Annotated in this window: 15 protein-coding genes and 4 pseudogenes; 12 read left to right on the forward strand and 7 right to left on the reverse strand. The window is 71.0% G+C overall.

Annotation, left to right across the window (positions count from 1 at the left end; genetic code table 11):
- Positions 1-271: 271 nt before the first annotated feature.
- The gene (locus A4E84_RS38865) at positions 272-736 is read right to left on the reverse strand and encodes a MarR family winged helix-turn-helix transcriptional regulator (RefSeq protein WP_062931034.1); all 465 of its coding nucleotides are present in this window, start codon (positions 734-736) and stop codon (positions 272-274) included.
- A gap of 97 nt (positions 737-833) precedes the next feature.
- On the opposite strand from A4E84_RS38865, the gene A4E84_RS38870 reads away from it, so the two are divergent.
- Positions 834-1,472 (forward strand): maleylpyruvate isomerase family mycothiol-dependent enzyme, encoded by a 639-nt coding sequence (locus A4E84_RS38870; protein WP_062931035.1) that lies wholly within the window; start codon positions 834-836, stop codon positions 1,470-1,472.
- Between the two features lie 89 nt (positions 1,473-1,561).
- Here A4E84_RS38870 and A4E84_RS41730 read toward each other — a convergent pair.
- Positions 1,562-1,750, reverse strand: a pseudogene (locus A4E84_RS41730) (nuclear transport factor 2 family protein); the annotation flags it as partial.
- 85 nt (positions 1,751-1,835) lie between these two features.
- Positions 1,836-2,582, reverse strand: a complete 747-nt coding sequence (locus tag A4E84_RS38875) for a dienelactone hydrolase family protein (protein WP_062931824.1) — start codon at positions 2,580-2,582, stop codon at positions 1,836-1,838.
- 107 nt (positions 2,583-2,689) lie between these two features.
- Between A4E84_RS38875 and A4E84_RS38880 the strand changes: the two genes are divergently transcribed.
- The 4 genes from A4E84_RS38880 to A4E84_RS38895 all read left to right on the forward strand — a co-directional run bounded on the left by A4E84_RS38880 (position 2,690) and on the right by A4E84_RS38895 (position 5,195).
- Positions 2,690-3,172 carry a MarR family winged helix-turn-helix transcriptional regulator gene (locus A4E84_RS38880; protein ID WP_062931036.1) on the forward strand — a complete coding sequence of 161 codons (483 nt, stop codon included), beginning with the start codon at positions 2,690-2,692 and terminating at the stop codon, positions 3,170-3,172.
- A 73-nt stretch (positions 3,173-3,245) separates the two neighbouring features.
- On the forward strand, positions 3,246-4,013 hold the full coding sequence (locus A4E84_RS38885) for a class I SAM-dependent methyltransferase (RefSeq protein ID WP_062931037.1): 768 nt from the start codon (positions 3,246-3,248) through the stop codon (positions 4,011-4,013).
- 136 nt (positions 4,014-4,149) lie between these two features.
- Positions 4,150-4,869 (forward strand): hypothetical protein, encoded by a 720-nt coding sequence (locus A4E84_RS38890; RefSeq protein ID WP_062931038.1) that lies wholly within the window; start codon positions 4,150-4,152, stop codon positions 4,867-4,869.
- Positions 4,870-4,901: 32 nt separating this feature from the next.
- Positions 4,902-5,195, forward strand: a complete 294-nt coding sequence (locus A4E84_RS38895) for a hypothetical protein (RefSeq protein ID WP_062931039.1) — start codon at positions 4,902-4,904, stop codon at positions 5,193-5,195.
- Here the strand turns inward: A4E84_RS38895 and A4E84_RS43630 are convergent.
- Entirely contained in the window at positions 5,192-5,365 is a 174-nt protein-coding gene (locus tag A4E84_RS43630) for a hypothetical protein (RefSeq protein WP_167455431.1), read from the reverse strand. The genes A4E84_RS38895 and A4E84_RS43630 overlap by 4 nt on opposite strands.
- Positions 5,366-5,386: 21 nt before the next feature.
- A pseudogene (locus A4E84_RS38900) lies at positions 5,387-5,961 on the reverse strand (dihydrofolate reductase family protein).
- Between the two features lie 286 nt (positions 5,962-6,247).
- On the opposite strand from A4E84_RS38900, the gene A4E84_RS38905 reads away from it, so the two are divergent.
- Together A4E84_RS38905 and A4E84_RS41735 are read left to right on the forward strand one after the other, a co-directional pair.
- Positions 6,248-7,009, forward strand: a complete 762-nt coding sequence (locus tag A4E84_RS38905; protein WP_062931040.1) for a ZIP family metal transporter — start codon at positions 6,248-6,250, stop codon at positions 7,007-7,009.
- A gap of 48 nt (positions 7,010-7,057) precedes the next feature.
- Positions 7,058-7,394 (forward strand): annotated as a pseudogene (locus tag A4E84_RS41735) (inositol monophosphatase family protein); the annotation flags it as partial.
- Between the two features lie 244 nt (positions 7,395-7,638).
- On the opposite strand, the gene A4E84_RS38920 reads toward A4E84_RS41735, so the two are convergent.
- On the reverse strand, positions 7,639-8,550 hold the full coding sequence (locus A4E84_RS38920; protein WP_062931043.1) for an NAD(P)-dependent oxidoreductase: 912 nt from the start codon (positions 8,548-8,550) through the stop codon (positions 7,639-7,641).
- A gap of 145 nt (positions 8,551-8,695) precedes the next feature.
- Here A4E84_RS38920 and A4E84_RS38925 point away from each other — a divergent pair, with 145 nt between their 5' ends.
- Entirely contained in the window at positions 8,696-9,295 is a 600-nt protein-coding gene (locus A4E84_RS38925) for a TetR/AcrR family transcriptional regulator (RefSeq protein ID WP_062931044.1), read from the forward strand.
- Positions 9,296-9,446: 151 nt separating this feature from the next.
- Here the strand turns inward: A4E84_RS38925 and A4E84_RS38930 are convergent, their stop codons facing one another.
- The gene (locus A4E84_RS38930; protein ID WP_062931825.1) at positions 9,447-9,980 is read right to left on the reverse strand and encodes a GNAT family N-acetyltransferase; all 534 of its coding nucleotides are present in this window, start codon (positions 9,978-9,980) and stop codon (positions 9,447-9,449) included.
- Between the two features lie 124 nt (positions 9,981-10,104).
- Between A4E84_RS38930 and A4E84_RS38935 the strand changes: the two genes are divergently transcribed.
- The 4 genes and pseudogenes from A4E84_RS38935 (at position 10,105) to A4E84_RS38950 (ending at position 16,472) form a co-directional block, all read left to right on the forward strand.
- Entirely contained in the window at positions 10,105-10,500 is a 396-nt protein-coding gene (locus tag A4E84_RS38935; protein WP_062931045.1) for a GNAT family N-acetyltransferase, read from the forward strand.
- A 51-nt stretch (positions 10,501-10,551) separates the two neighbouring features.
- A pseudogene (locus A4E84_RS38940) lies at positions 10,552-11,852 on the forward strand (MFS transporter).
- A gap of 219 nt (positions 11,853-12,071) precedes the next feature.
- A complete protein-coding gene (locus A4E84_RS38945; RefSeq protein WP_062931046.1) occupies positions 12,072-14,156 on the forward strand; it encodes a SpoIIE family protein phosphatase in 2,085 nt (694 codons plus the stop codon).
- A 165-nt stretch (positions 14,157-14,321) separates the two neighbouring features.
- Positions 14,322-16,472, forward strand: a complete 2,151-nt coding sequence (locus tag A4E84_RS38950) for an ATP-binding SpoIIE family protein phosphatase (protein ID WP_062931047.1) — start codon at positions 14,322-14,324, stop codon at positions 16,470-16,472.
- Positions 16,473-16,491 lie beyond the last annotated feature (19 nt).

Raw genomic sequence — 16,491 nt, forward strand, 5'->3', positions numbered from 1 at the left:
CGCACCGGCACGGGCGGCGGGCAGATGGGGTGCCGGCGATACTCAGATCTGACGATGCGTCTACAGCGCCGCGATCGCGGCGGTCCGCTCATCGATCGGTTCGGATCTCAGGTCTCTTTGATCCGCCGGGACCTTCCTGGTGGTTCCCGCAAGACGTGGGGAGGGGTTCTTCGGTGAGCGTTGCGGCTCAGAGGGCCGGCGTGCGGACCTGTTGAGCTGGGCCATCGGTTCCCGGTCGGTGACCCGGGCCGTATGCCGACGTGGAACAGCGTCAGGCCCAAGGGTCGGTGATCTGCCTGAGCAGGGTGAGCGCTTCCCGCAGCTGTTTCATCCGCCGCTTGCCCAGGTGCTCCTCCCACTCCCTCTCCACCTCGGCCACCACCGCGTCGGCGACCTCCTTGGCCGCCCAGGCCTTCTCCGCCCCGCGGACGAGGCGGGCCCGCTTGTCGGTCGGGTCGGGTACCCGGGTGACATAGCCGGCCTTCTCCAGCTGGTCGACGAGGAAGCCCGCGGTCTGTTTGGTGATCTGGGCTTGTTCGGCGAGCTCAGTGAGGCGCGTGCCCTCCGGGCCGATGCGTTGCATGACCCGGGCCTGGGCGGGCGTGAAGTCGTCGAAACCTGCCTCGGCGAGCGCGGCGAAGACGCGGTTCTCCAGGGCCCGGTACGGCAGGAACAGGAGCACCCCCGTGTTCAGGTCGCTCTCCGTCGCCGTCGTCGGCTCGCTGCCCGCACCCATGGTCGGTGGACACCCCGCTCCGCTTGACAGTGGTCAGCTTCTCTGACTACTTTGGTCAGAGAAGCTTACCATTTGGGTGGGTGATGCCGTGAGTGCAGTGCTGGACACCGACGAGCTCTGGCGGATCGTCGACCAGGAGCGGACGAGCCTGGCCGACCTGCTGGAGGGCTTGAGTCCCGAGGAGTGGGAGACGCGCACGCGCTGCGGGGACTGGCGGGTGCGGGACGTGGCCGCGCATCTGACCATCGCGGCGCGCTACTCGCACGGCCAGGTCGTACGGGAGATGGTCCGGGCCCGAGGGAACTGGAACCGGATGATCCACGACTCGGCGGTGCGCGAAGGGGCGCTGCCCGTCGCCGAGATCGCCGCCAACCTCCGCTCGATCGTCGGCTCCCGCCGCCTGGCACCCACCACCTCGCCCCGCGAGCCGCTCCTCGACCTCCTCGTCCACGGGCAGGACATCGCCCTGGCACTCGGCCGGACGCGCCGGATGCCCCCGGCCGCCGCCCGTGACGCCGCCGACCGGGTGTGGACCATGCGCGTCCCGCCGCGCCCCTGGCCCCTGCCGAAGGCCCGGCTCGTCGCCACCGACATCGAGTTCACGCGCGGGGCCGGCCCGGAGGTCCGCGGCCCGATCGCGGCCCTGCTCCTGCTGCTCACCGGCCGCCAGGAGGCGGCCCGGGAGTGGGCCGAACGCGCCGGGGAGTCGTGGACGGGGGTCGCGACTCCCCGGTGAGGCATCGATCGGCGAGAGCGTGCGGTCCCCGGTCGCGGACCACCGGGGGCGGGTCCTCTGGACCCGGTCACCGCGTCGCCGTGCCGGTGGGCCACCCTCCACTCGTCCTCTTCGCGGCGGTACACCTGAGTGACCCGCAACGTGTTGGTACGCGGCTCTCCGTCGACGGAGGCCGAGGTGTGCTCAAGACCGGCCGTGCCGGCCATGTCGCCCGAAACGCCGTACGCCTGCGGTTCGAACTCGCACGAGGTGCAGTCGGAGAAGCTCTTCCCCAAGCCGGTGAGGAGCCCGTCCGGCTCTACGGTCGGTCATGCCCTCATGATGAGCCCGGGCCTGTGCGCCGGCCGTGATGTCGAGCGGGTGTCAGCCGCCGGCCAGGGTGCGTCCGAGGAGGGGAAGCAGTTGGTCCCAGTGGCGTTGCAGCGCGGTCGGGTCGAAGGCGTCGGTGTCGGGCATCGTGAAGCCGTGGACGGTGCCGGGATGGATCTCGGAGGTGTAAGAGACCCCTGCGGCATCCAGCGCGCGGTTGAGCTCGCCGAGCGCCTCGGGCGTCAGGTCGGACTCGGCATGACCGAGAAGCACCTCGGCGGTGAGCCCGGTCAGGAGGCGGTGCAGACCCTCGGGCCCGTCGACCGCCACGGGCGCGTGGAACCCGGCGACGGCGGCCACCAGGTCGGGACGGGCCGCGGCGGTGCGCATCGCCAGGAGGCCGCCGATGCAGTAGCCGGTCACCGCGACCGGCCCGGCCCCGACCTCGGGCCGGGTGGTGAGGAACTGGAGGTAGGCGTCGGCGTCACTCAGGACGCGTTCGGTGCCGTGCGCCTCGATCATGGGCATCAGCCGGGCGAGGATCGCGGGCCGGTCCTCTTCTCCGATGTGCTCGGGCAGTTCGATCACCGGAGCCGGGCCGTGCCGGTGGAAGACGTTGGGGACGAGCACGTAGTACCCGTGCCCGGCGAGTTCGCGGGCCATCCCCCGCAGCACGGGCCGGATGCCGAAGCCGTCCGGGTACATCAGCACCCCGGGGTGCCGTTCGCCGTCGTCGGGATGGGCGGCGAAGGCGTCGGCCCGGCCGTCCACGGTGGGAATCAGCAGTGTCTTGGTGGGCAACATCGTCCCGTCGTGAAAGCACTCAACTAGCGTTAGTCGCACTAACGTTTCTGGCTCGGCGAACGTACATCGTTAGGGGCACTAACACAACGGGTAGGGTCGGTGCCGTGATCAGAGCCGAAGCAGCCGACCTGCCCGATGACGGCGCCCTCCAGACGCCCGACAGGCTGCGCCGGCGGGCAGGCCGACTGCTGTCGCACCTGACCACACGGTCGGACCGGCTGATCACCGAGGGGCTGGCCCACGCCGATGCCCGCAAGTGGCACTACGCCGTGCTCGCCTCACTGCAGGAGTACGGGCCGGTCAGCCAGGCGGAGCTGAGCAGACGCTCCGGCATCTACCGCAGCGACATGGTGGGCGTGCTGAACGAACTGGCCGGGCGTGACCTCGTCGAGCGGGCGCCGGATCCCGACGACCGGCGCCGCAACGTCATCACGATCTCCGCCCGAGGCCGCCGCCACCTGCGCCGGCTGGACCAGGTCCTGGACGACCTCCACGACCAACTCCTCGCACCGCTGAATCCGGCCGAACGCGACCAGTTCGTGCGGCTGCTCACTCGCTTGCTGGACCACCACACCCGGGGCTCCTGAGCCGCCCTGATCCGGGAGGCGGACGATCTCCCCGACCGCTCGTCCCTCATCCCCGTGTGTCAGGATGCTCGGCATGTCTGGTCGAGCGCTGAGCTTCGGAGGAGTCGCGGAAGCCTACGAGCGGTTCCGGCCGGGATACCCCGTGGAGCTGTTCGAGATCGTGATGGCGTACGCGGGCCGCCCGGTTCCGACCGCTCTCGAGGTCGGTGCCGGAACGGGTAAGGCGACCCGGCTGTTCGCTCGACGGGGGATCGCGGTCACCGCGACCGAACCCGACGGGTCCATGCTCGCCGAACTGCGCAAGCACGTACCGGCGAACGTCGCAACGGTGCGGGCCGCGTTCGAGGACCTGCGGCCGGGGGAGCGCTACGGGCTGGTCTACGCGGCGGCAGCGCTGCACTGGACGAGTCCGGAGGGCCGGTGGCCACGCATCGCCGCGCTACTGGAGCCGGGTGGCGTGTTCGCCTCGTTCGGCGGGCCGTTCCGGCTGACCGACCCGGCCGTGCGGGAAGCCGTCCACGCGGCTAGGGCACCGTTCCTGGAGAGCGACGAGATTCCGTCCCCCGACGGGACCCCTCCCGATCATGAGATGCAGTGGCCGGGGAGCGAGCTGCAACGGTCCGAGTGGTTCACTGACGTCCAACAGGCCGTGATCGAACGGCAGGTGACGATGACCGCCCACGACTACGTCGGACAACTCTCGACCATCTCCGCCTACCTCGTCCTGTCTGCCTCGGTGCGAGATCAGGTGTTCAACCGGATCCGGCAGGTCCTCCCGGACACGGTCGAGATGACCGCCGACATCACCGTCCATCTCGCGCGTCGGCGCCACGAGGATTGAACACGGCACACGGCACACGCCTCACGGCGCCGTCTTCGGCCGGTACGCCCGCCCCGCGGCGCGAGTTCCTCGTAAGCCACCTGATAGCCTGCGACCTTCGCCGGTCACCCGGTCGGAGTCCCTCTCGCAGGTCGCCATGTCTCGCCACCAACAGCAGCTCGCGACAGCGCTCGACGCCCTGGACCGCGCCTTCGCCTCGGAAAAACCCTTCCCCGTCACCGGATGCACGTACTGCTACGGCGACGAGGGCCTGGCCGAACTCTCCGGACCGCTCGATCTGATATCCGACGAGCTGCTGTGCTCCGTCGCAGCGGAAGTCCCCGGCCACTGGGACGACTTCCCGCGTCTCTACCGCCGCCTCGCCCCGCGCATCATCCGCAGCGCCGTCACCGGCCGGCTCCATGTCGACGAGAACCTCATCGCCTCACGCCTGGTCGCAGCGGAATGGACCACCTGGGACGCGCCCCTGGCCGGCGCCCTTCACGAGGTCTGGGCCGCCTGGTGGCGAGCCACCCTGCATTCCCGCCCCGGCGGTCCCGTCTCCGTCAGGGAGACCCTCAGCCTCATCACCGTCGCCACCGGTGCCCTGCGCCCCTGGCTGGACATCTGGACCGCCACCCGCACCGATGCCGCCGACGCGCAACTGGCCGATTTCATCGACGACGTGCTGGTCGAATACGAGATCACCGGGCTGCACATGGGTTTCTACGACGAGTACGACGCCTCCGCCGAGTTGCTGAGCTGGCTCCTGACCGAGGTGCGCGACCGCGCCGACGACGCCCGCCTCGACGAGCCGTACCTCCTCTCACACCACCGCCCGGCCGCGGACGCGACAGAGGACATCGGCGAGGGCTGATAGGCGGCGCGAATCGGGGTACCTGCGTCGGCATGGCTACCGAAACCGATCACGCTGAATCCGTACGAGCCCTGCGGCAGCTGCGCCGGATGCGCACGTTCTACGCCGGGGGCGCCGTCCTGTGGGCCGTTTCGGCCGTGTCGGCGGGGTGGGACGACCCCGGCAGCAGGCAGATGTGGGTCTCGGTGGCATTCCTGGTGGTCTTCGCCGCTCTGCTCGCCATGACGTGCATCTGGCTGAGGCGTCAGCAGGCCGACCACCCGGACGAGCCCGCGCATCACGCCGCTCCGCGCAGGCCGGCCTGGCGTCGCCACGCCAACGCCTAGGACGGGTGGAAGTCGCCCGGGCGGTCGCGACGGAGTTCCTCGTACCGCTCGGCGTAGACATCGAGTGCCTGGTGAATGGTGCAGCCGAACGTCTCGCGGATCGTTGCGATCGCGGCGATGCTCCGGTGCGCCAGGATGTCGTGGTCCACGCTCGCGGGCAGTTGGTCCATGAGCGTGAGGCTACCGGGCGGTCAGTGGAGGGTGGGGCGGTAAACCAGCTCTTGGATGTGTCCGTCGAGCGTCCGGCTCTCGACCAGCTCTAGATCGAAGTCCGCGGCGTCCTCGAAGATCCGGTCCAGCCCGGTCCGGCCGGTGATGACGGGGAAGAGCGTCACCTGCAAGCGGTCCACCAGTCCGGCTGCCATCAGCGCGCGATTCAACGACAGACTGCCGTGGGACCGCAACGGCACGTCCGACTCCTCCTTGAGCCGGGCGACGACCTCGACGGCATCACCGCTGACGAGTGTCGCGTCGGGCCAGTCGAGGGGACCTTCCAACGTCCTCGAACCACCGTCGCCGGCAGGTTGCGCATCCGCGTCACCCACGGGTCGCGCACGTCGGATTCCTCGGTGCTCGAAGCCAGCATCTGTGTGAAGGCACGGTACGTACGGGCCCCGAAGACCATCCGCTGCTCCTCGCCGTAGAGGGCGAGGCGGTGGTCGAGCAGCTGGGGGCCCTGCTTGCCCCAGTAGCCGGTCCAGTCGGCGCCGGCGGCTCCGTAGCCGTCGAGGCTGGAGAAGACGTCGAAGGTGTAGGGGGCGGTCATGTGGTTCTCCTCGCGTGCGGTCGGTCGGGGGGAGGTGCCGACGGGCGATCTTCTTCGGATTCGGATGCGGTCCGGTGACCGTCCCACCCTTGGACCCGTCGCGCTTGCGCAACTCATCGCTCTGCCCACCGCAGGTGGCCCCGGATCGCTCGAACGGCGGAGACAGACGGACCTGATCACTGCATGATGCCCACTGCCGAGGTGGAGGGGCCCTTCAGCGAGCCCAGGCGCGCGACCTGTGAATGCCGCAGGTGCCGATCACGCCCCCGCGGGTACGCGGCGCTGTATGTCCGAGGTGATTCAAGCAGGTGGCTGGGGGCTGCTGGCGGGGAGTGCTCTGCTGGTGGGAGCGGTGTTCGGCTATGGGATGCGCGTGTCGCAGAAAGTCATCGCGCTGGTGATGGCCTTCGGTGCCGGTGTCCTGCTCTCGGCCGTCTCCTTCGAGTTGGTCGGCGAAGCGTATGAGCAAGGCGGGTTGGGCCCGGCGGCGGTGGGGACCCTGGCCGGTGCGGTGGCCTACACGGCGGGCAATCTGTGGCTGGCCGGCCGAGGCGCCCGCCATCGCAAGCGATCGGGCCACCACGCCGAGCAGACCCAGCCGTCCGAGGAGCAGAACAGCGGCTCGGGCCTGGCGCTGGCGCTGGGCGCGCTGCTGGACGGAGTGCCCGAGTCGGCGGTGATCGGCGTCAGTCTGCTCGATGGTGGGGCAGTGAGCCTCGTGACGGTCGCGGCGGTGTTCATCAGCAACATCCCGGAGGGCCTGTCCAGTTCGGCAGGGATGAAGAAGTCCGGGCGCGGCAAGGCGTACGTCTTCGGTGTGTGGGGCGCCATCGCGCTCGCGAGCACCGTTTCCGCGGTCCTTGGATACGCCGTCCTCGGGGGTTTCTCGCCCACTGTGATCGCGGGAGTGACGGCCGTGGCCGCCGGTGCGATCCTGGCCATGATCGCCGACACGATGATCCCCGAGGCGTTCCAGGAGGCCCACCTGGCGATCGGTCTGGTCACGGTCAGCGGCTTCCTGGTCTCCTTCGCGCTGTCCCATGCCTGACAGCACCTCGGCCTCGCCGGGGGAGCTCTCCTCGATAGCCTGCGCGGCATGACCGACTCACCTGTGCGTGGTACCGATGTCGCGACAGCCGGGGCACGGGCCGGTGCGGCGGTGGTGCGCATGTACGGCCGGCAGCTCAGCCGCATCGACAAGGGCGCCGGGGACTTCGCCACCGCCGCCGATGTGGAGGCCGAGACGGCGATCCTCGCCGTCATCCGTGCCGCACGGCCCGATGACGCGGTGCTCGGCGAGGAAGGTGGGCAGCAGGGCGCAGCCGGAGTTCGGCGCCAGTGGCTGGTGGATCGATCCCCTGTGCGGCACGCTGAACTACGCCGTCGGCAGCATGCTGGTGGCCGTCAACGTGGCGCTGCGCGATGGGCCGGCGGATTCTCCGCCAGCGTGCATGTCGCGGCGGGGATCGCTCTGTGCCGGCGGCCGGCTGCGTTGTCACCGGGATCGACGGCGCCCCGCTGGAGGAGGCGGACCGTGGGGTCGTGGTCGCTGCCGTAGTACGCCCACGAGATGGCCGGGCTCGTCACTTCGTCGTCCGCAGGGCAGACCATGAGCCCCATCCGGTCGGTCCTCCTTGCGCTCCTGGCGCTCATGAGCAGTCGTGGTTTCCACCCAGCCTAGGCGGACGTGCCGGCGATTCCCTGCGCCGCAACCGGTGTTCCGTCGGTCCGAGCCTCCAGGGCGTGCAGGACGGCCGCCATGTCCTGGCCGCCGTGGCCCCGTTGGACGGTCTCGGCGTAGAGGGCGTGGCACACGTCCAGAAGCGGGGACGCCAGGTCCGCCTTGCGGGCGGCCTCGGCGATGAGGCGATTGTTCTTGAGGACGTCCGCGGCGGCTGCCTGGACCGAGAAGTCGCGCTCCAGCAGCTTCGATGCCTTGACCCGGGAGACGGCACTGGCCATCGGACCCGCGTCCAGGACATCGCGGAAGAGACGCTGATCAAGCCCGTGCCGCTCGGCGAAGTGGAATGCCTCGGCAAGGCCCGTGACCACGGTGATCAGGAACAGGTTCACCGAGAACTTCAGCTGCAGCGCGCCCGGGACGGCCCCGCACACGAACGTCTCCCGGCACATCGGACCGAGCAGGGGCCGCACGGTCGTCACGGCGTCGCCGTCGCCCGCCAGCATCCCCACCAGTTCGCCCCGTTCGGCAGGGACACGGCTGCCGGAGACCGGGGCCTCGACGTAACGGCCGCCCGCGGTCCGGATGTCCTCCTGGAGGGTGCGGGAGTATTCGGCCGCAGTCGTGCCCATGTGGACGACGGTACGACCGGCGACGCGCTGGGCGAAGTCCGGGGTGCCGCGGCCCAGTACCGCGTCCACGGCCGTCTCGTCGGACAGCATGAGGAAAACGGTGGCCGCCCGGTGAAGGACCTCGGCGCTGCTCGCCGCCACCTCGGCGCCGGCGGCGTGCAGCGGTTCGCATCGCTCGGAGGTGCGGTTCCAGACGACGAGCCGTGTCCCGGCGCGGGCCAGGTTCAGTGCCATGGGCTGCCCCATGACCCCCAGACCGATGAAACCGACGTACATGACGCACCGCCTCCTCCGGCTCGGGCCGAGGCCGAGCCGCCACCGTCGTCGTCGACTATGACCGTGGTCATAGTAGCCGTGATTATGACGGCGGTCATAGAGTGGTATCCGGGAAAGAGACGCGTGAGCGAGTTGACGGAGGTCGATGACGGTGAAGGCCGAGCGGGGGCCGCGTGAGCGGATGATCTTCAGCGCGGCTCAGCTCATCCGACGTGACGGAGTCGTCTCCACCGGGATGCGCGAAGTCGCCCTCGACGCCGCCGCGCCACGCGGTTCGCTCCAGCACTACTTTCCCGGCGGCAAGGCGCAGTTGGTCGACGAGGCAGTGGGCTGGGCAGGTGACTACGCGGCAGGCCGTGTCGCCCGTTTCCTGGACGCGCTGCCCGAGCCGACGCCGAGCGGGCTGTTCACCGCGATGGTGCGCCAGTGGACCGACGAGTACGAGGCTGACGGCTTCGCGGGCGGCTGCCCTGTCGCGGCCGCCATGGTGGACTGCGCGGAGTCGGTCCCCTCCACGCGGAAGGCCGCATCGGCTGCGTTCGCCACCTGGACCGGCGCGGTCGCCCAGGCCCTGACCGAGATGGGCGTTCCCGGGGAACGGGCCGGGGCGCTCGCCACGCTCATGATCAGCAGCCTGGAGGGGGCGATCCTGCTCGCCCGAGCCGAGCGTGACGTCCGAGCCCTGACGACCGTGGCCCGGGAGCTCGGCCCTGTCCTCGACGCGGCCGTGCGCACGGACGGCTGAGCTGAACAGACGGCTGAACGGACGGCCGCGGGGCGCCTCCTCCGGGTGAACTCGCGGCGCGGGGAGCGCGGAGGCGTTCGTGTCGGCGCAGGCCGGTCGGACGGGGGGCCCGCAAAACGAACGGCGTCCGCGCCGGCCGCACGCGCCGGTGCTACCCCTCGTACTGCGTGAGGTCGATGCCGTACACCGTGAGGTCGTGGCCGTGGACCGGGTGCTGTGCTGTGCCTTCCGGCTCCATGCCGAGTTTGCCGAGTACGTTGGCGGAGGCTCCGTCGACCGTGCGGCACACGGCTACCACCCGGTCGAGGCCGCGGTCCTGCAGGGCGAACTCCAGGGTGGCGTGCGCCGCTTCCGACGCGTATCCCTGTCCCCAGAACACCCGACCGAGCCGCCAGCTGATCGCCACCTGACCGGCGATCTCGGCCGGAGCGTCGGCCACGGACAGACCGACGGTGCCTGCCAGCTCGCCAGAACCCAGGAGTTCGACGGCGAACATCCCGAACCCTTCCTCGTCCCACTCCTCTTCCCAGGTCTCGATGTCCTGGGCTGTCTGCTCCATGGAGCGCGGCGTGCCGTCGTCGATGTGCTGCATCACCACCGGATCGGCGTGGATCTCGGACAGGGGGACGAGGTCGTCGTCGAGCCACCGGCGCAGGACAAGACGGGGTGTGCGGATGTCGGTCATGATCCCCATCTTGCCGACGCGGCGGCGGGATCGCGAACCGCGGTGCCGCACTCCGGGGGTGAGCGGGGCCGCGCGGAGCGCCATGCCACGATGCCGGACTCGCGGCGGACTCTACGATCGGAGGGTGACGATCGCATACGAGTGGCGGGCAGACTTCGACAACGCAGCTCTCGACGCGCTGCACGCTGACGGCTTCGGTCATCCGCTCGCCAGGACCGACTGGCGAGAACGGCTTGAGCGCCACAGCCTCGGCTGGGTCTGCGCCTGGGAAGACGACTCACTGATCGGCTTCGTCAACGTCGCCTGGGACGGCGGGGTTCACGCCTTCATCCTGGACACGGTGGTCGCCCGGCACCGTCGCGCGGAAGGCGTAGGTGCCGCGCTGGTCGCAACCGCGGCTCGCGAGGCCCGGGCCGCGAAGTGTGCCTGGCTCCACGTCGACTTCGAGGAGCACCTGCGTCCGTTCTACTTCGATGCCTGCGGGTTCAAGGAGACGACAGCCGGTCTGATCGGCTTGTGACACACCACAACCGCCACTGCCTCCGATTCCTCCCGGCCTGCTCCGTCCAGTCTGTGGCGGGACGCCGACTTCCGCCGGCTCTGGCTGGGGCAGACGGCCTCCCAACTCGGTGAACACGCAAGCCTGGTGGTGCTGCCGCTCCTGGCCGTCCTGACACTGGACGCCGGTGCCGGCCAGTTGGGCGTGCTCCGCGCGGTGGGGCAGGCGCCGATCCTGTTGCTCTCGCTCTTCGCGGGTGCCTGGGTGGACAGGTGGCGCACCCGTGCGACGATGGTGCTCACAGACGCCGGCCGGGCCCTGACCCTCGGCACCGTGGCCCTGGCCTGCCTCTTCGGCCGGCTCGGCCTGCCCGGCCTGTACGTGCTCGCCTTCGCCGTCGGGCCCTGTCCGTCTTCTTCGACGTGGCGTACCAGGCGTCCCTCGTACGTCTGGTGGAACGCGACCGGCTCCTGCGCGCCAACAGCGCGCTCGAGGGCAGCCGGTCCGCGGCGCAGATCGGCGGCCCCGCGCTCGGCGGTGCGCTGGTGTCCTTGCTGTCGGCGCCGATCGCCGCCGCCTCCGGCGCGCTGTTCTTCGTGCTGTCGTTCCTGTCGTTCCTGTCGATCCGGCGGATCCGCCGGATCGAGGCGGCCCCGAAGCGCCCGGAAGACACCCCGCGGGTCCGGCACCGGATCCATGAGGGCCTGCGCTTCGTCGCCCGCGACACCGTGCTCCGTGCCGTGTGCCTGGCCTCAGCCGCGTTCCAGTTCTCCTTCACGGCCATGATGACCGTCTACCTGCTGTTCCTGCCGCGGGAACTGCACCTGTCGGGCACCGTCGTGGGCCTTGCGCCCGCGGCGGCGGGACCGGGCGCGCTGCTGGGCTCGCTGCTGGCGGCCCGGCTGCCGAGCCGGATCGGCCACGGCACGGTGCTCGTGTGCGCGGCCGCGCTCGGCGACGGCGTCTTCCTGTGTGTGCCCGCGCTGCACGGCTCTTCCGCGGTGACGGTTCCCGCGCTGCTCGTGGTCGGCTTCGTGTCCGGGCTCGGCGGCCAGTTGGTGAATGTCACGATCATGGCCGTCCGCCAGGCCGTCACTCCGGACGGGATGCAGGGCCGCGCGGCCGCCACGATCACGTTCGCCGGCATGGGGCTGACCCCGCTCGGCTCTCTGTCCGGCGGATTCCTCGCGGGGGAGTGGGGGCTGCGCACCGGCCTGCTGGTGGCGGCCGCGGGCATGATGCTGTCCCCGGTGGTGATGGCCCTCTCCCCGCTCGCACGCCTGGGACGGGAGTTTCCGGCCCCCGCGCGGCGGGCCGCCCGGAGGCTGATCTCCTCGGCCGGAGCCGGGAGGTGTGGAAGGCTGGAAGGGTAAGGAACGGCCCGGCCAACCGGGCACGCGTGATCTTCGTTCCGGTCGCCCGGGGCCGTGAGGTTCGACCGCGCACGGCGCCCGCCCGGCGCGTCCCCTGGCCGTTCGCAGGTCGCGTACCGCATCGTGAACGGGTTGCTGACCTGCAGGGAGACCACCGTGGACGTCTGCTGGAGCAGGCGGGTGCGCCGATGAGGTCGTCAGGCCTAAGGGGCGAATGTGATGAGCCGAGCGAAGCAGCAGCCTCCACAGCGGGCGGCTGATCCGGAGAAGGCGGCATCGGACCCGAGCGGGCTGATGGACCTGTTGGGCGTCGCCGCGGTGCTCGTGGAGGCCGACGGCCGGATCGACATGTGGAGTCCCCAGGCCGAGGAGTTGTTCGGCTACACCGGTGACGAAGCGGTCGGGCGGTACGCGGCCGCCCTGCTTCTCCACCCCGAAGACCGCGAGGCGGGGATGGGACTGTTCGCCGAGGTGATGGAGACCGGCCGGAGTTGGGCGGGTCCCTTTCCCGTCCGGCTCAAGGACGGCAGCACCCGGACGATCGAGTTCCGCAACATCCGGCTGACGGACAACCTCGGCGACCACTACGCGCTCGGGCTGGCCGCCGACCGGGCCACGGTGCGGCAGGTGGAGCGCAAGGTGGCCCTGTCCAGCCAGCTGGTCACCCAGGCGCCGATCGGCCTGTCCGTCCTGGACACCCAGCTGCGGTACGTGGCCGTCAACGGGGCCCTCGCCTCGATGCACGGCGTCCCCGAGGCCGACCACATGGGCCGCCACTTCCGGGAGATCCTGCCCGGCGCGCCCTTCACGACCGCGGAGAACCAGATGTGGGAGGTCCTGGAGACCGGCCGGCCCATGGTGGACGAGCAGGTGGTGGGCCGTACCCGCGCCGACCCGGACAACGACCACGCCTGGGCCGTGTCCCTCTACCGGCTGGAGGACCACGGCGGACACGTGCTCGGGATCGCCAACGTGGTGGTGGACGTCACCGACCGGTACGAGGCAGCCAGGCAGGCCGACCGGGCCCAGCAGCGTCTGCGCCTGATGGCCGACGGCTCGGCCCGCATCGGGACCACCCTGGAAGTGGAGCGGACCGCCCAGGAGCTGGCGGACGTCCTGGTGCCCGACCTGGCCGACATGATCGCGGTGGACATCCTGGACTCCGTCCTGCGAACGGGCCGCCCGGACCGCGGTGAGGGTCCGGCCCTGTTCCGGGCGCTGGCGGTGAAGACCGCCTATCCCACCGCCGCCTCCGAGGCGATCATCGCGCCCGGCCACCTCACCACCTACCACGCGGACCACCCGGCGGCCCACTGCTTCCGCACCCGCAAGCCCCTGCTGATCACCCACCTCGACAGTGGCGATCTCAGCCGCATCGCGGCCGACGCCGCCGCCGCCGGCCTGCTCGCCGAAGCCGGTGTCCACACCGACATGGCCGTCCCTCTCATCGCGCGCGGAGAGATCATCGGCGTGCTGGGCCTGGCCCGCGCGCGCAACCCCCAGCCGTTCGACGAGGACGATCTCACCCTCGCCTACGAACTGGCCTCGTCCGCCGCGCTGAGCATCGACAACGCCGTCCTGCACCAGCACATCCGCAGCGCCGCCGAAACCCTCCAGCGCAGCCTGCTGCCCCAGCCCTCGCCCCGCCGCCCCGGCCTGGAGATCGCTGCCCGGTACCTGCCCGCCCAGGCCTTCAGCGAAGTCGGCGGCGACTGGTACGACGTCCTGCCCCTCAGCGGCGACCGGACCGCCCTTGCGGTGGGTGACGTCATGGGCAGCGGCATTCCGGCGGCCACCGCCATGGGCCGGCTGCGCACCGCCACCTCCACCCTCGCCGACCTCGACCTCGCCCCGAGCCGGATCCTCACCCACCTCGACAAGATCACCCAGGGATTGGACCCCTATATCGCCACGTGTGTGTACGCGGTCTACGACCCGCACCACTCCCGCCTGCACGTCGCCTGCGCCGGTCACCTGCCCCCGGTCCTGGTGCGCGCCGGCAGACCGCCCGAACTGCTCGACCTGCCCACCGGCACCCCGCTGGGAGTCGGCAGCGGTCCCTTCGAGACCGCCGTCCTCACCATGAACCCCGGCGATCAGCTCGTCCTCTACACCGACGGCCTGGTGGAGACCCGCGACGACCCCATCGACCAGCGCCTGGACGACCTCCTGGGCCTGCTGTCCCCGCCCTGCCGCTCCGCGGAGGAGACCTGCGACCTGCTGCTCCGGCAACTGCGCGGTCCCGCCGACCACGACGACGTCGCGCTGCTCATCGCCCAGGCAAGGCCCCTTGCCGGGCCCTGACGGCGGCGTCTGCTCCCGACGGCCGACGTTCCCGCGATTCGCTGGTGTGTGCGAAGCTGCCCGCGGTGTTATTCAATGAGGTGTGTGGTCAGGAAGCTCGGGGCCCCGACCGCACGGGTCCGGACATCGCCCCGGTACCGCGCCGGGGATTGCTGAGAGAGCCGCATGGACTCCACACCCTCGCCCTCGTCCTCCTCGGCGTTCGACCTGGTCAGCCGCGCCCTTGGGCGTTACATCCCGCAAGGCGGAGCGGCATCTGCCGACCCGCCGGGTGACCGCGCCACGCGCGGGCAGGCGCCCGACCACCCGGCGGACGGAGGTCAGGAGCAGATCCTCGGTGCGGTCAACCTGGACCGGGACCTGATCATCACCCGCTGCAATCTGGAAGCCCCCGTGTTCGCGGGTCTGGACGCGGGGGCGGGGCGGCCGTTCGTCGATCTCCTACCCCCCGGGGACGTACCGACGGTGACACGGCGGTTGCTGCAGGTCGTGGAGAGCGGTGAGGCGCATGTCGCCCGCATCCAGCGCCTGCGGCGCGGCGACGGGTCGGAGCTGGTGGTCTCGATGAGCATCCTGCCCTCCGCGGCGCCGGAGGGCGGCCTGACGGTCTCTGTGATCGCCATGGCCAGGAGACTGCACCTCTACGCCGCCGAGACCGCGATCGGCACCTCGCTGGACATCGGCGAGACCGCACAGTCGCTGGCCGAGTCCCTGCTGGCCTGGGGAGACGTGGCCGCCGTGGACCTCGACTTCGCCGTGTGGACGGGGGAGGGAGTCTCCGGCAGGGCGCACGGGCGTATCCGGCTGCGGCGGGCGGCGTTGGTACCGGACCGGGTGTGGCCCGAGGGCTATATGACCCCGGGCGAGGATCTCCCCGGCGACGCCAGCCGCCTGCTCGCCCAGGCGGTGCTGCGGGACGATGCGCCGCAGACCATCGTCATACCCGATGGTGAGGCGGTCGAGCGGGTCTTCGGCAGCCCGCGCGTGGCGCGTGCCCTGGTGCCCGGTGACCTCTCGGCGGGTGTGGTGTGCATACCACTCGTCCTCGACAGTGCGCCGCCCGTCGTGCTGGGCGTGGCGGAGGTCTGGCGGCGGGCGGACTGCCCCTTCCGCGACAGCGAGCTGTTCGACCTCCAGGAGCTGGTGGCCAGAACCGCCCACCACGTCGACCTCGCCCGACAGCACCAGCGCGAGCACACGCAGGTGCTGGCATTGCAGCGCCGGCTCCTGCCCCGGGCCGGTGGCGACACCATCGAGATCGCCAGCGTCTACCAGCCCGCCACCCCCGACAGCGCGGGCGTCGGCGGCGACTGGGTGAACAGCTTTCCGCTGCCCGACGGGCGTACCGCGCTGGTGGTCGGTGACGTCGTCGGGCACGGCCTGGGAGCCGCCGCGACCATGGGCCAGCTGAGCATGGAGGCCCGCGCGCTGCTGTCCGCCGGCCTCGCGCCCGACCAGGTGCTGGAGCACCTGGACGAGACGGTGACGGTGCTGGACGATGCCGAGTCCGGCCTGGCGGCCGGCTACAGCGCCCTCGGCTCGACCTGCTGCATCGCCCTCTACGACCCGGTCGGTCACCATATGACGCTGTCCAGCGCCGGCCACCTCCCCCCGATCCTGGTCTCCCCGGACGGGCGGGCGGGCCCCCTCGCGATCCGCCCCCACCCCGGCCTCGGAGCCGAGTTCGCGCTGCGAGAGCCGTTCGACGTGTACACCGTCGGCGTGCCTCCCGGCTCCGTGCTCGCGCTCTACACCGACGGCCTGGTGGAGGACCCCGCTCTGTCGATCGACGAGGGCATGGGCAGGCTGACGGACGCGGTGGCCACGGTGCATCCCTGGGACACCCTGCAACGGGCCGCCCGGCACGTCGTCTCCTCATTGGCGCCCGCGCCTCAGCGGGACGACGTGACGCTGCTGCTCGCGCGCATGATCGGCTACCGCAAGGGGGACACGGCGACCTGGCGGCTGGCCGCTCGCGACGACGCCCCGGCCCGGGCCCGCGAGCAGGTGTCCGCGCTGCTGAGGCAGTGGCGCACCAGGGACGACACCCGGCACAACGCGACGTTGCTGGTCAGTGAGCTGGTCACCAACGCGGTGCGCTATGCCACCGGCCCCATCACGGTGCGGCTGATCAGGGCCGGCCACGGCCTGCTGTGCGAGGTGGGAGACACCGGGAACGGCAGGCCACGGCTGAGGCGTGCCGACCTGCTCGACGACGGTGGCCGTGGCCTGAGCATCGTGCACCGGCTCACCACCCGGTGGGGGGTGCGGTGGACGGACACGGGCAAGGTGGTCTGGGCGGAAGTGGCGAGGTGACGCGGCACGCACCGGACCC

This window comes from Streptomyces qaidamensis (genome assembly GCF_001611795.1).
Classification (GTDB): Bacteria; Actinomycetota; Actinomycetes; order Streptomycetales; family Streptomycetaceae; genus Streptomyces; species Streptomyces qaidamensis.

Coding starts and splice junctions, on each gene's coding strand:
- A4E84_RS38865 (WP_062931034.1), bottom strand. CDS start 736: ATGGGTGCGGGCAGCGAGCCGACGACGGCGACGGAGAGCGACCTGAAC.
- A4E84_RS38885 (WP_062931037.1), top strand. CDS start 3,246: ATGTCTGGTCGAGCGCTGAGCTTCGGAGGAGTCGCGGAAGCCTACGAG.
- A4E84_RS38890 (WP_062931038.1), top strand. CDS start 4,150: ATGTCTCGCCACCAACAGCAGCTCGCGACAGCGCTCGACGCCCTGGAC.
- A4E84_RS38895 (WP_062931039.1), top strand. CDS start 4,902: ATGGCTACCGAAACCGATCACGCTGAATCCGTACGAGCCCTGCGGCAG.
- A4E84_RS43630 (WP_167455431.1), bottom strand. CDS start 5,365: ATGGACCAACTGCCCGCGAGCGTGGACCACGACATCCTGGCGCACCGG.
- A4E84_RS38905 (WP_062931040.1), top strand. CDS start 6,248: ATGTCCGAGGTGATTCAAGCAGGTGGCTGGGGGCTGCTGGCGGGGAGT.
- A4E84_RS38920 (WP_062931043.1), bottom strand. CDS start 8,550: ATGTACGTCGGTTTCATCGGTCTGGGGGTCATGGGGCAGCCCATGGCA.
- A4E84_RS38925 (WP_062931044.1), top strand. CDS start 8,696: ATGACGGTGAAGGCCGAGCGGGGGCCGCGTGAGCGGATGATCTTCAGC.
- A4E84_RS38930 (WP_062931825.1), bottom strand. CDS start 9,980: ATGACCGACATCCGCACACCCCGTCTTGTCCTGCGCCGGTGGCTCGAC.
- A4E84_RS38945 (WP_062931046.1), top strand. CDS start 12,072: ATGAGCCGAGCGAAGCAGCAGCCTCCACAGCGGGCGGCTGATCCGGAG.
- A4E84_RS38950 (WP_062931047.1), top strand. CDS start 14,322: ATGGACTCCACACCCTCGCCCTCGTCCTCCTCGGCGTTCGACCTGGTC.